The sequence below is a fragment of the Pseudomonas sp. BF-RE-22 genome, from assembly GCF_019956155.1.
GTDB classification, from domain to species: Bacteria; Pseudomonadota; Gammaproteobacteria; order Pseudomonadales; family Pseudomonadaceae; genus Aquipseudomonas; species Aquipseudomonas migulae.
The window spans coordinates 59123-72188 of record NZ_JAHBDD010000005.1 but is presented as its reverse complement, the minus strand read 5'-3'; the positions used below and the strand labels follow the sequence as shown (position 1 = coordinate 72188).

At 60.1% G+C, this 13066-nt stretch carries 11 protein-coding genes; all 11 read left to right on the top strand.

Annotation, left to right across the window (positions count from 1 at the left end; genetic code table 11):
• The first annotated feature begins 2 nt into the window (after positions 1–2).
• The 11 genes from flhB (at position 3) to motD (ending at position 13058) form a co-directional block, all read left to right on the top strand.
• The gene (gene flhB, locus KGA82_RS03725; protein WP_192419620.1) at positions 3–1142 is read left to right on the top strand and encodes a flagellar biosynthesis protein FlhB; all 1140 of its coding nucleotides are present in this window, start codon (positions 3–5) and stop codon (positions 1140–1142) included.
• A 256-nt stretch (positions 1143–1398) separates the two neighbouring features.
• On the top strand, positions 1399–3528 hold the full coding sequence (gene flhA, locus KGA82_RS03720; RefSeq protein WP_008039816.1) for a flagellar biosynthesis protein FlhA: 2130 nt from the start codon (positions 1399–1401) through the stop codon (positions 3526–3528).
• A gap of 11 nt (positions 3529–3539) precedes the next feature.
• Entirely contained in the window at positions 3540–4868 is a 1329-nt protein-coding gene (flhF, locus tag KGA82_RS03715) for a flagellar biosynthesis protein FlhF (protein WP_008024604.1), read from the top strand.
• A 116-nt stretch (positions 4869–4984) separates the two neighbouring features.
• The gene (fleN, locus tag KGA82_RS03710) at positions 4985–5815 is read left to right on the top strand and encodes a flagellar synthesis regulator FleN (RefSeq protein ID WP_008001746.1); all 831 of its coding nucleotides are present in this window, start codon (positions 4985–4987) and stop codon (positions 5813–5815) included.
• The gene (gene fliA / locus KGA82_RS03705) at positions 5812–6552 is read left to right on the top strand and encodes an RNA polymerase sigma factor FliA (RefSeq protein WP_007894214.1); all 741 of its coding nucleotides are present in this window, start codon (positions 5812–5814) and stop codon (positions 6550–6552) included. Before fleN ends, fliA begins: the two co-directional genes overlap by 4 nt.
• Before the next feature lie 167 nt (positions 6553–6719).
• Positions 6720–7091 (top strand): chemotaxis response regulator CheY, encoded by a 372-nt coding sequence (locus tag KGA82_RS03700; protein ID WP_008006721.1) that lies wholly within the window; start codon positions 6720–6722, stop codon positions 7089–7091.
• Between the two features lie 22 nt (positions 7092–7113).
• Entirely contained in the window at positions 7114–7902 is a 789-nt protein-coding gene (locus KGA82_RS03695; protein ID WP_008039817.1) for a protein phosphatase CheZ, read from the top strand.
• A gap of 55 nt (positions 7903–7957) precedes the next feature.
• Positions 7958–10231, top strand: coding sequence for a chemotaxis protein CheA (locus tag KGA82_RS03690; RefSeq protein ID WP_223449636.1), 2274 nt, complete (start codon positions 7958–7960; stop codon positions 10229–10231).
• 50 nt (positions 10232–10281) lie between these two features.
• Positions 10282–11412, top strand: coding sequence for a chemotaxis response regulator protein-glutamate methylesterase (locus KGA82_RS03685; RefSeq protein WP_223449635.1), 1131 nt, complete (start codon positions 10282–10284; stop codon positions 11410–11412).
• Positions 11412–12152 carry a flagellar motor protein gene (locus KGA82_RS03680; RefSeq protein ID WP_008024616.1) on the top strand — a complete coding sequence of 247 codons (741 nt, stop codon included), beginning with the start codon at positions 11412–11414 and terminating at the stop codon, positions 12150–12152. Before KGA82_RS03685 ends, KGA82_RS03680 begins: the two co-directional genes overlap by 1 nt.
• Positions 12153–12167: 15 nt before the next feature.
• Complete coding sequence (motD, locus tag KGA82_RS03675; RefSeq protein ID WP_223449634.1) at positions 12168–13058, top strand: flagellar motor protein MotD; 891 nt, start codon at positions 12168–12170, stop codon at positions 13056–13058.
• Positions 13059–13066: the final 8 nt, after the last annotated feature.

The window sequence follows — 13066 nt, the reverse complement described above, 5'->3', positions numbered from 1 at the left end:
TCATGGCTGAGAGCGAAAGCGGTCAGGACAAAACAGAAGACCCCACGGAGAAACGTAAAAAGGACTCCAGGGACAAGGGCGAGATTGCGCGCTCCAAAGAGCTCAATACCCTGGCGATCATGCTCGCCGGTGCCGGTGCGCTGCTGATTTTCGGCGGGGCTTTGGCGCAGGACATGATGGAGCTGATGCGCATGAACTTCACGCTGTCGCGGGAAGTGATTCTGGATCAGCGCAGCATGGGCACCTTCCTCCTGCACTCGGGGCAGATTGCCCTGTTGGCGATTCAGCCGGTGATGATCACCTTGCTGCTGGCGGCATTTCTCGGCCCGATTTCCCTCGGTGGCTGGCTGTTCGCGGCAGGCTCGATGGCGCCGAAATTCAGTCGCATGAACCCCGGCGCGGGGCTGAAGCGGATGTTCTCGGCCAAGGCGCTGGTGGAGCTGCTCAAGGCCCTGGCGAAGTTTTTCATTGTGCTGTTCGTCGCGCTGGCGGTGTTGAATTCCGACATCGACGACCTGATGCGCATTGCGCATGAGCCGTTGGAAATGGCGATCATTCACAGCCTGCAAGTGGTCGGCTGGAGTACCCTGTGGATGGCGTGCGGCTTGATCATCATCGCCGCCGTCGACGTGCCGGTGCAGCTCTGGGAAAGCCACAAGAAGCTGCTGATGACCAAGCAGGAAGTGCGCGACGAGCACAAGGATCAGGAGGGGAGGCCGGAGGTCAAGCAGCGCATTCGCCAGTTGCAGCGCGAGATGTCCCAGCGCCGGATGATGGCGGCCATCCCCGAGGCCGATGTGGTCATTACCAACCCGACTCACTATGCCGTGGCGCTCAAATACGACCCGGACAAGGGCGCGGCGCCGATGCTGATTGCCAAGGGCAGTGATTTCCTGGCCCTGAAAATCCGTGAAATCGCCGTGGCCAACGAAGTGCTGCTGTTGGAGTCTCCGGCCCTGGCGCGTTCGATCTATTACTCCACGGAGCTGGAGCAGGAAATTCCTGGCGGGCTCTATCTGGCCGTCGCTCAGGTATTGGCCTACGTCTACCAGATCCGACAGCACCGCGCGGGCAAGGGCAAGCGGCCGGATCCGCTCAAGGATGACTTGCCGATTCCACCGGATCTGCGCCGCGATTCCTGAGTTTTGCGCTAGTTGTGCCGACGCCTTCGCGGGCAAGCCTCGCTCCTACAGGGTTTGCGTCGACCACAAAAACATCTGTGCCATCCGTCCTGTAGGAGCAAGGCTTGCCCGCGAAGGCGTCAGCCCGGACGACACAATTCCCCCCAGAAACCCCTCTGTTCCAAGCTCTCGGCAAAAGTTGGAAGGCTTCTTGCAGTAGCCGCCCTGCGTCTGCTTCAGGCGTCAAAAGTTTGCTTTAAAGGAACGGGGAAAACCGGTGGATCGCTCTCAGTTACTCAACAGTGCCCGCACAAACGTTGCCGACTTAAGTCGGGGCAATCTGGGCGTGCCGTTGTTGCTGCTGGTCATGCTGGCCATGATGATGCTGCCGGTGCCGCCGTTCCTGCTGGACGTGTTCTTCACGTTCAACATCGCGCTGTCGATCGTCGTGCTGCTGGTCTGCGTCTACGCGTTGCGGCCGCTGGATTTCGCGGTGTTCCCGACCATTCTGCTGGTGGCAACGTTGTTGCGACTGGCGCTGAACGTGGCCTCCACGCGAGTGGTGATGCTTCACGGGCAGGACGGCCACGCCGCCGCCGGTAAGGTGATCCAGGCGTTCGGTGAGGTGGTGATCGGCGGTAACTACGTGGTCGGTATCGTGGTCTTCGCGATTTTGATGATCATCAACTTCGTCGTGGTAACCAAGGGTGCCGGGCGGATTTCCGAGGTGAGCGCACGTTTCACCCTCGATGCGATGCCCGGCAAACAAATGGCGATCGACGCCGATTTGAACGCCGGCCTGATCGATCAGAACCAGGCCAAGATGCGCCGGATGGAAGTGGCCCAGGAAGCCGAGTTCTACGGTTCCATGGACGGTGCCAGCAAATTCGTGCGTGGCGACGCCATTGCCGGTTTGCTGATTCTGTTCATCAACCTGATCGGCGGCATGGCGGTCGGTATCTTCCAGCACGGCATGACCTTCGGTGATGCGGGCAGGGTTTACGCGTTGCTGACCATCGGTGACGGTTTGGTGGCGCAATTGCCATCACTGTTGTTATCTACAGCTGCAGCGATCATGGTGACCCGTGCTTCCGGTTCGGAAGACATGGGCAAACAGATCAATCGCCAGATGTTCGCCTCGCCCAAGGCGCTGGCCGTGGCAGCGGGCCTGATGGCAGTGATGGGCCTGGTGCCCGGCATGCCGCACTTTTCCTTTCTGACCATGGCGGCCCTGGCGGCCGGTGGCGCGTACCTGTTCTGGAAGAAGCAGAACATCGTCAAGGTTCAGGCCCTGCAAGAGGTCAAGCGTCAGCAGGAATTGCTGCCATCGCCGGCTCGCGCTCAGGAAACCAAGGAGCTTGGCTGGGACGATGTGACGCCGATCGACATGATTGGCCTGGAAGTCGGCTATCGTCTGATTCCGCTGGTGGACCGCAATCAGGGTGGTCAGCTGCTGGCGCGGATCAAGGGTGTGCGTAAAAAACTGTCCCAGGATCTGGGCTTCCTGATGCCGACTGTGCATATCCGTGACAACCTCGACCTCGCGCCGAGCGCCTATCGCCTCACTCTGATGGGGGTGATCCTGGCCGAAGCGGAGATTTATCCGGACCGCGAACTGGCGATCAACCCAGGTCAGGTCTACGGTTCGCTCAACGGTATTACCGCCAAAGATCCGGCTTTCGGGCTGGAGGCGGTCTGGATCGAAGTCAGTCAGCGCGCACAGGCACAATCCCTCGGTTACACCGTGGTCGATGCCAGTACGGTAGTGGCAACCCATTTGAACCAGATTCTGTACAAGCACTCCAGTGAGCTGATTGGCCACGAAGAAGTGCAGCAACTCATGCAATTGCTGGCCAAAAGCTCGCCAAAACTGGCGGAAGAGCTGGTGCCGGGCGTGGTTTCGTTGTCGCAGCTACTCAAGGTGCTCCAGGCGTTGCTGGCCGAACAAGTGCCCGTACGGGACATTCGCAGCATCGCCGAAGCGATCGCGAACAATGCCGCCAAGAGTCAAGATACTGCCGCGCTGGTGGCCGCCGTCCGCGTCGGCGTATCTCGTGCAATCGTCCAAAGCATTGTGGGGACTGAGTCGGAGCTGCCAGTTATCACCTTGGAGCCAAGGTTGGAACAAATATTGCTCAATAGTCTTCAGAAGGCAGGACAAGGCTCGGAAGAGGGCGTTCTGCTGGAGCCAAGCATGGCTGAAAAACTGCAACGCTCGTTGATCGATGCGGCGCAGCGTCAGGAAATGCAAGGTCAGCCGGTGATTCTGCTGGTGGCCGGCCCGGTTCGCGCGATGCTGTCGCGATTCGGCCGACTGGCAGTCCCGGGTTTGCATGTGTTGGCTTACCAGGAAATCCCTGACAACAAGCAAGTGACCATCGTTGCGACAGTAGGGCCCAACGGCTGAGGTAGTGGTTTATGCAAGTTAAGCGTTTTTTCGCCGCCGATATGCGTCAGGCCATGAAGCTGGTTCGTGATGAGCTGGGCGCTGATGCCGCCATCATTGGCAACCGCCGGATCGCCGGTGGTGTCGAGCTGACGGCCGCTCTGGATTACAAACTGTCGGCGCTGGCCCCGCGTGTTCCGAACATGGAACTCGAGGATGAGCTGCGCAAGACCCAGTCGCGGATCGTCACCGCCCAGGCCGAACTGAGCCTGCGCAGCGATGGCGAGAGCGACAAGTCCACCAATCGCCAGTTGTTCGCCGGCCTGCCGTTGACTGCCGCCGAGCCACTGATCGAACCGACCTACGCTGAACCTCGTCGCCCGGCACCGGCCCCTGCGCCTGCCGCGACCGGTGTTGATCCGCGTGCCTTCGACTCGATGCGTTTCGAACTCAACAGCCTGCGCGAACTGATGGAAGTACAACTCGGTTCGCTGGCCTGGAATCAGTTGCAAGGCAGCCGCCCGGCCCAGGCCAACCTTTGGCGCCGCCTGCAACGCATCGGTTTGTCCGGTCCGTTGTCCCGCGATCTGCTGGAGCTGATTACCGACATTGATGAACCTCGTCAGGCCTGGCGCATGTTGCTGGCGCACCTGGCGCGGATGATCGCCACACCGGAAGTCGAGCCACTGGAAGAGGGCGGCGTGATTGCCATGGTCGGCCCTGCCGGCATGGGCAAGACCACCACCCTGGCCAAGCTCGCGGCTCGTTACGTGCTCAAGTACGGCGCGCAGAACATCGCGCTGGTGAGCATGGACAGCTACCGCATCGGTGCTCAGGAACAACTCAAGACCCTCGGCCGGATCCTCAATGTGTCGGTGACGCACGTCGATCCGGGCCAGTCCCTGGTGCAGGCGCTGGATCCTTTGCTGCGCAAGCGCGTGGTGCTGATCGATACCGCGGGCCTTCAGGCCAGCGATCCGGCATTGCGCATGCAGCTCGAAAGCCTGGCCGGTCGTGGCATCAAATCAAAAAATTATCTGGTTCTGGCAACCACCAGCCAAAAACAGGTTCTAACCGCCGCTTATCACAGTTACAAGCGCTGCGGGCTGGCTGGCTGCATCCTGACTAAACTGGATGAGACGGCAAGCCTGGGCGAGGTGTTGAGCCTGGCGATCAGTCATGAATTGCCGGTGGCTTACCTGACTGATGGACCGCGTATTCCGGATGATCTGCATCTGCCGCGTCGTCATCAGTTGGTCAGTCGCGCCGTTAGCGTGCAAATGCAGGAAGAACCCAGCGAAGAAGCCATGGCTGACATGTTCGCTGATATTTATCACAGCCCGACCAAGCAGGTTGGCTGAGGTATTAATGAACAGTTTTTGTACCTACATCGATGGTCTGCCATGCATTGTTCAGTTGATGAACGCGCAGCCAGTAATGTGGCCTCCGTCTATGCAAGACAAGGTAAAGAAATAACATGGGCAGCATGCATCCCGTACAGGTGATCGCGGTGACCGGCGGCAAAGGTGGCGTCGGGAAGACTAATGTGTCAGTGAACTTGTCCCTGGCTCTAGCTGAGCTCGGCCGGCGCGTCATGCTGCTGGACGCCGATCTGGGGCTGGCGAATGTCGACGTCCTGTTGGGACTGACACCCAAACGTACCCTGGCCGACGTCATCGAAGGCCGCTGTGAGCTGCGCGACGTATTGTTGCAGGGGCCAGGCGGCATCCGTATCGTCCCGGCCGCGTCCGGCACACAAAGCATGGTTCATCTGAGTCCGGCCCAGCATGCCGGCCTGATCCAGGCGTTCAGCGATATCGGCGACAACCTCGACGTGCTCGTGATCGACACCGCTGCGGGTATTGGTGACTCGGTAGTCAGTTTTGTTCGCGCCGCGCAAGAAGTCTTGCTGGTGGTCTGCGACGAGCCGACTTCGATCACGGATGCCTACGCCCTGATCAAATTGCTCAACCGCGACTACGGCATGAACCGCTTCCGCGTCCTGGCCAACATGGCCCAGAGCCCGCAGGAAGGCCGCAACCTGTTCGCCAAGTTGACCAAGGTCACGGACCGCTTCCTCGACGTCGCCTTACAATACGTTGGTGCGGTGCCGTACGACGAAAGCGTGCGCAAGGCTGTGCAGAAGCAGCGCGCGGTCTATGAAGCCTTCCCTCGTTCCAAGTGCTCCCTGGCTTTCAAGGCCATCGCACAAAAGGTCGATACCTGGCCGCTGCCTGCCAACCCGCGCGGGCACCTGGAGTTTTTCGTCGAGCGCCTCGTGCAACAAACGGCAGGACCCGTGCTATGACAGCCAGCGGTTACAACCTCTACAAGAAGTCGGCGCGTGACGCGCAGTACGAGCTGATCGAGCGTTACGCGCCACTGGTCAAACGCATTGCTTACCACCTGCTGGCGCGACTGCCAGCCAGTGTCCAGGTCGAAGACCTGATCCAGGCCGGGATGATCGGCCTGCTTGAAGTATCCACCAAATATGACGCCAGCAAAGGCGCGAGTTTCGAGACGTACGCGGGCATCCGGATCCGCGGCGCCATGCTTGATGAAGTGCGCAAAGGGGACTGGGCACCACGTTCGGTCCACCGCAATACCCGCATGGTCAGCGACGCAATTCGCTCGATTGAAGCTAAAACCGGCCGTGACGCTAAAGATCACGAAGTTGCGGCCGAACTCCAATTGAGTCTCGACGATTACTACGGGATTTTGAACGACACCCTGGGCAGCCGCTTGTTCAGTTTCGACGACCTGTTGCAGGACGGCGAACACGAAGGGCTGCATGAGGATGGCGCGAGTGCTCATCTCGAGCCGTCGCGCGATCTGGAAGATGAACGCTTCCAGGCAGCGCTGGCGGACGCGATTGCCAATTTGCCGGAGCGTGAGCGACTGGTGTTGGCGCTGTACTACGACGAAGAGTTGAATCTCAAGGAAATCGGTGAGGTCCTGGGGGTCAGCGAATCTCGGGTCAGCCAGTTACACAGCCAGTGCGCGGCCCGTTTGCGGGGGCGTTTGGGGGAGTGGCGAGCGCGCTGAAGGCAGTGTGGGGACACTGCGAACTTGGCTGGTGTGGTGTTGAACTGCGCCGGTCTCGATCTGTTGTGCTCCAGACAGTCATTGAGTGCTTTGCCGGATTGATTGAAATGGCGCGTCCAGGTGCTGGGCGCGTTTAAGACTGCTTGGAGGTCGAATTGGACAAGAACATGAAAATCCTCATCGTTGATGACTTCTCAACGATGCGGCGGATCATAAAAAACCTGTTGCGTGACCTTGGGTTCACCAACACGGTCGAGGCTGACGATGGCATCACCGCCATTCCGGTTCTCAACAGCGGAAGCATCGACTTTCTGGTAACGGACTGGAACATGCCTGGCATGACCGGTATCGATCTGCTGCGCCACGTGCGCGCCGATGAAAAGCTCAAGCACCTGCCAGTGCTGATGGTGACCGCTGAAGCCAAGCGCGAGCAGATCATCGAAGCGGCCCAGGCCGGCGTAAACGGCTATGTGGTCAAACCCTTCACGGCCCAGGCGTTGAAAGAAAAAATCGAGAAGATTTTCGAACGCATCGGTTGAGAAACTGCGCCACGGGGAAGCTATGGACCAAAACGAATCTTCACAGGGCGATTTTGAATCGACCCTGAAAAAACACGCGGTCGAACTGGTCGAAAGCCTTGAAAAAGGCAAGTTCGGCGACGCTGTGCAACTGATCCATGAGCTCAACCAGACCCGTGACCGCGGCCTGTATCAGGAAGTGGGCAAGCTCACCCGCGAGCTGCACAGTGCGATCGTCAATTTTCAGATTGACCCGCACATGCCGCAAGCCGAGGAAGTGTCCCAGATCACAGATGCCACCGAGCGTCTGGGTTACGTTGTCAAGCTGACAGAGGCCGCAGCCAACCGCACCATGGATCTGGTCGAAAACTCCACGCCGCTGGTCAACAGCCTGAGCGATGAAGCTCAGGCGCTGAGCACGGACTGGGGGCGGTTCATGCGTCGCGAAGTCGGGGCTGAGGAGTTTCGTGAACTGGCACGGCGTGTCGATGGTTTCCTGGCACGCAGCAGCGCGGACAACCGTGCGGTGTCGAGCAACCTCAACGACATTCTGCTCGCTCAGGATTACCAGGACCTCACCGGTCAGGTGATCAAGCGTGTGACCCAATTGGTCACTGAAGTTGAAAGCAACCTGCTCAAGCTCGTGCTTATGGCCAGTCAGGTGGACCGCTTTGCGGGCATCGAACATGACCGTGAAGCGATGCTTGCAGAAAAAGATCCGCAAAAACATCTCTCTCAGGGTGAAGGTCCGCAGATTCATGCCGATAAAAGAGAAGACGTTGTGTCCGGTCAGGACGATGTGGACGATTTGTTATCCAGCCTAGGATTTTAGATTTTTTAGCATTTTAGGTTTTTTAGGTTTTTAGACCTTTAGGAGCACCCCCTTAATGAGCTTCGGCGCCGATGAAGAGATCCTTCAGGATTTCCTGGTTGAGGCCGGCGAGATTCTAGAGCAACTGTCCGAACAGCTGGTCGAGCTTGAAAGCCGACCGGATGATGCGGACTTGCTCAATGCAATTTTTCGCGGTTTTCACACTGTAAAAGGGGGCGCCGGCTTCCTCCAGCTCAACGAGCTGGTGGAGTGCTGTCACATCGCCGAGAACGTGTTTGACATCCTGCGCAAGGGTGAACGTCGCGTCGATTCGGAATTGATGGACGTGGTTCTCGAAGCGCTGGACGCGGTGAACGGCATGTTCAGCGAAGTCCGCGAGCGCGGCCCGATAACGGCCGCCACGCCTGAATTGCTTGCAGCCCTGGCCCGTCTGGCCGAGCCGCAAACCGCCGATCAAGCCGCACCTGTGGCTGAAGTGGTGGAAGAGCCGGCTGCCGAAGCCGAATCAGGCGACATCACTGATAACGAATTCGAACAACTGCTGGACTCGCTGAACGCCGTCAAGGCTCAGGCTGAGGCCCCGGCCGCTGTTGCGCTGCCGGCCGGCGATGCCGCGACCAGCGATGAAATCACCGATGCCGAGTTCGAGTCGTTGCTCGATCAGTTGCACGGCAAAGGCCAGTTCGCCGTCGACGCGGTGGCAACACCCGCTGCGCCTGCCGCACCGGCTGCGCCGAAAGCGCCAGGTGACAGTTCCGACATTACTGACGATGAGTTCGAAGCACTGCTCGATCAGCTGCACGGCAAGGGCAACTTTGCCGTCGACGCGCTGGAATCGGCCATTGCCTCGGTACCGACCCCGGCTGCGCCAACCGCAGCAGCGGCTGGCGGCGATCTGATCTCGGATCACGAGTTCGAATCGCTGCTCGACGAATTGCATGGCAAAGGCAAGTTCACTGAAGTCGGCACCGGTTCCGCCGCCTCTTCGGTAGCAACGCCCGTCGCCAAGGCCTCGGCATCTGTCGCCAAGGCGCCCGAACCAAAAGCCGAAGCAGCGAAGCCTGCTGCCGCCGCTGCACCGAAACCTGCCGCCGCCGCTGCTGCACCGGCACCTGCCCGTGCAGCGGCCGCGCCGCCTGCGGAAAAACCGGCCAGCGAAGCCGAGACCACCGTGCGGGTCGACACCGCGCGTCTCGACGAAATCATGAACATGGTCGGCGAGTTGGTACTGGTGCGTAACCGCCTGGTTCGCCTGGGTGCCAACAGCGCCGATGAAGCCATGTCCAAAGCCGTGTCGAACCTCGACGTGGTCACGGCCGACTTGCAGACCGCTGTCATGAAGACCCGGATGCAACCGATCAAGAAAGTCTTCGGGCGCTTCCCGCGTCTGGTTCGCGACCTGGCTCGCCAGCTCAAGAAAGAGATCAACCTGGAGCTGGTCGGCGAAGAAACCGACCTCGACAAAAACCTTGTCGAGGCCCTGGCCGACCCGCTGGTCCACTTGGTGCGCAACTCGGTCGACCACGGTATCGAAGAGCCGGCCGATCGCGAAGCGATGGGCAAACCGCGCAGCGGCAAAGTGATTTTGTCCGCTGAACAGGAAGGCGACCACATCCTGCTGTCCATCTCCGATGACGGCAAGGGCATGGACGCCGACGTGTTGCGCGGCATCGCGGTGAAGAAAGGTTTGATGGACAAGGATGCGGCGGACCGCCTCAGCGAGTCCGACTGCTTCAACCTGATCTTCGCACCGGGTTTCTCGACCAAGACCGAGATCTCCGACGTGTCGGGTCGTGGCGTGGGCATGGACGTGGTGAAAACCAAGATCGCCCAGCTCAACGGCACCATCAATATCTACTCGACCAAGGGCAAGGGCTCGAAGATCGTCATCAAGGTCCCGTTGACCCTGGCGATCATGCCGACGCTGATGGTCATGCTCGGCAACCAGGCGTTCGCGTTCCCGCTGGTGAACGTCAACGAGATCTTCCACCTCGACCTGTCGACCACCAACGTGGTGGACGGCCAGGAAGTGGTGATCGTGCGGGACAAGGCGCTGCCACTGTTCTACCTCAAGCGCTGGCTGGTCAGCTCCGCCGCTCACGAAGAGCAGCGCGAAGGCCATGTGGTGATCCTTTCGGTGGGCACCCAGCGGATCGGCTTCGTTGTCGATCAACTGGTCGGCCAGGAAGAAGTGGTCATCAAGCCATTGGGCAAAATGCTCCAGGGAACCCCGGGCATGTCGGGCGCCACCATCACCGGTGACGGTCGCATTGCGCTGATTCTCGATGTTCCGAGCATGCTCAAGCGTTACGCCGCACGGCGTATTTGATTCTGGGGGAGCGGGGCGACGAAGCCTCGCCCCCGCCTAACGGAGTGTTTATGGTAGTCAAAGTCCTGGTGGTGGACGATTCGGGGTTTTTCCGCCGCCGCGTCTCGGAAATTCTTTCAGCGGATTCGAATATCCAGGTCGTCGGTACGGCGACCAACGGAAAAGAGGCGATCGATCAGGCCCTGGCCCTCAAGCCGGACGTGATCACCATGGACTACGAGATGCCGATGATGGATGGCATCACGGCAGTGCGGCACATCATGCAGCGCTGCCCGACCCCGGTGTTGATGTTCTCCTCGCTGACGCACGAAGGCGCCCGGGTCACCCTGGACGCGCTGGATGCCGGCGCGGTGGATTTCCTGCCGAAGAATTTCGAAGACATCTCGCGCAATCCCGAGAAGGTCAAGCAACTGCTGTGCGAGAAGATTCTCAGCATCTCGCGCAGTAACCGTCGTGTCAGCGCCTACAGCGCGCCGGCACCGGTCGCAGCCCCCGCGCCGACACCTGCGCCTTCCAGCATCGGCAGTTATGGCGGCAGCGCACCTGCTCGTCCGGCACCGGCACCGATCCCGGCTCGCACATTCGCGGCCAGCCCATCGTCACCAGCGCCGAAACGCAAAGCCTACAAACTGGTTGCCATCGGTACGTCCACGGGCGGCCCGGTTGCCCTGCAACGGGTTCTGACCCAGCTGCCGGCCAATTTCCCGGCCCCGATCGTGTTGATCCAGCACATGCCGGCCGCCTTCACCAAGGCGTTCGCCGAGCGTCTGGACAAGCTCTGCCGCATCAGCGTCAAGGAAGCCGAGGATGGCGACATCCTGCGTCCGGGCCTGGCGCTGCTGGCGCCGGGTGGCAAGCAAATGATGATCGACGGCCGTGGCGCGGTGAAAATCCTGCCGGGCGACGAACGTCTGAACTACAAGCCGTGCGTGGACATCACGTTCGGTTCGGCTGCCAAGTCCTACGGTGACAAAGTTCTGGCGGTGGTACTGACCGGCATGGGCGCCGACGGTCGTGAAGGCGCGCGCCTGCTCAAGCAGGGCGGCAGCTCGATCTGGGCTCAGGATGAAGCCAGCTGCGTGATCTACGGCATGCCGATGGCCATCGTAAAAGCCGAACTCGCCGATGCGGTGTACGGTCTCGACGACATTGGCAAGCACCTGGTCGAGGCGTGCATCTGATGGACGTACTCAGCCTTATCGGGATCATCATGGCGTTCGTCGCCATCATCGGTGGCAACTTCCTTGAAGGCGGCCATCTCGGTGCGCTGGCCAACGGTCCGGCAGCGTTGATCGTGCTCGGCGGGACCGTCGGCGCGGCGCTGCTGCAATCGCCGATGAGCGCGTTCAAGCGCGCCATGCAGATTGTTGGCTGGATCCTGTTCCCGCCGCGCGTGGACCTGGCCGGCGGCGTCGACCGCGTGGTGAACTGGAGCCTGACCGCCCGCAAGGAAGGTCTGCTCGGTCTGGAAGGTATCGCCGACGCCGAACCCGACGCCTACTCGCGCAAAGGCCTGCAACTGCTGGTGGACGGCGCTGAGCCGGAAGCGATTCGCAGCATTCTGGAAGTGGATTTCTACACCCAGGAAAGCCGTGACATCGAAGCCGCCAAAGTCTTCGAAAGCATGGGCGGCTACGCGCCGACCATCGGCATCATCGGTGCGGTGATGGGCCTGATCCATGTCATGGGCAACCTGGCCGATCCGTCGCAACTGGGCAGCGGCATCGCCGTGGCCTTCGTCGCCACCATCTACGGTGTCGCCAGTGCCAACCTGGTGCTGTTGCCGATTGCCGCCAAACTCAAATCCGTTGCATTGCGTCAGTCGCGTTATCGCGAAATGTTGCTGGAAGGCATCCTGTCGATCGCCGAAGGTGAAAACCCTCGCTCTATTGAGTTGAAGCTTCAGGGCTTCATGGATTGATGGGAGACATGGACCATGGCACGCCGTCGCCAACCTGAAGAACATGTAAACCATGAACGCTGGCTCGTTTCCTATGCCGACTTCATTACGTTGCTGTTCGCCTTTTTCGTGGTGATGTACTCGATCTCTTCGATCAACGAAGGCAAGTACAAGATCATCTCGCAAGCGTTGATCGGCGTGTTCACCGATTCGGATCGTTCGCTCCAGCCGATCCCCATCGGTGAGGAGCGTCCGAAAACCGTGACCCCGGCCAAGCCGCTGGTCAAGGACAGCGAACAGGTCGACACCGGCATCGCCGGTGCCAGCGACCCGCTGAAAAGTATTGCCGATGACATCAGCGCCGCGTTCGGCGACTTGATCAGCTCCAACCAGATGACCGTTCGCGGCAACGAGCTGTGGGTCGAGATCGAACTCAATTCCAGCCTGTTGTTCGGCAGCGGCGATGCCATGCCCAGCGACATGGCGTTCAACATCATCGATAAGGTCGCAGTGATCCTGAGGCCATTCGACAACCCGATTCACGTCGAAGGTTTCACCGACGATCAACCGATCCGCACCGCGCAATACCCGACCAACTGGGAGCTGTCCTCGGCCCGTTCGGCGAGCATCGTGCGGATGCTGGCGATGCAGGGGGTAAATCCTGGTCGGTTGGCATCGGTGGGTTACGGCGAATTCCAGCCGGTGGCCAACAACGCGACCGCCGAAGGCCGTGCGCGCAACCGTCGTGTGGTGTTGGTGGTGTCACGAAATCTTGATGTCCGTCGCAGCCTCACAGGCACCGGAACCGCTCATGCGCAACCGGATGCCGCGTTGAAGCGTGCTGGCACACAAACTGCACCTGCACCAGTCAAGTCGCCGGGACGAGAGAGCGCCGTCAATTCTCCGTCACCCGCATTAACACGTTGAGCTATTTC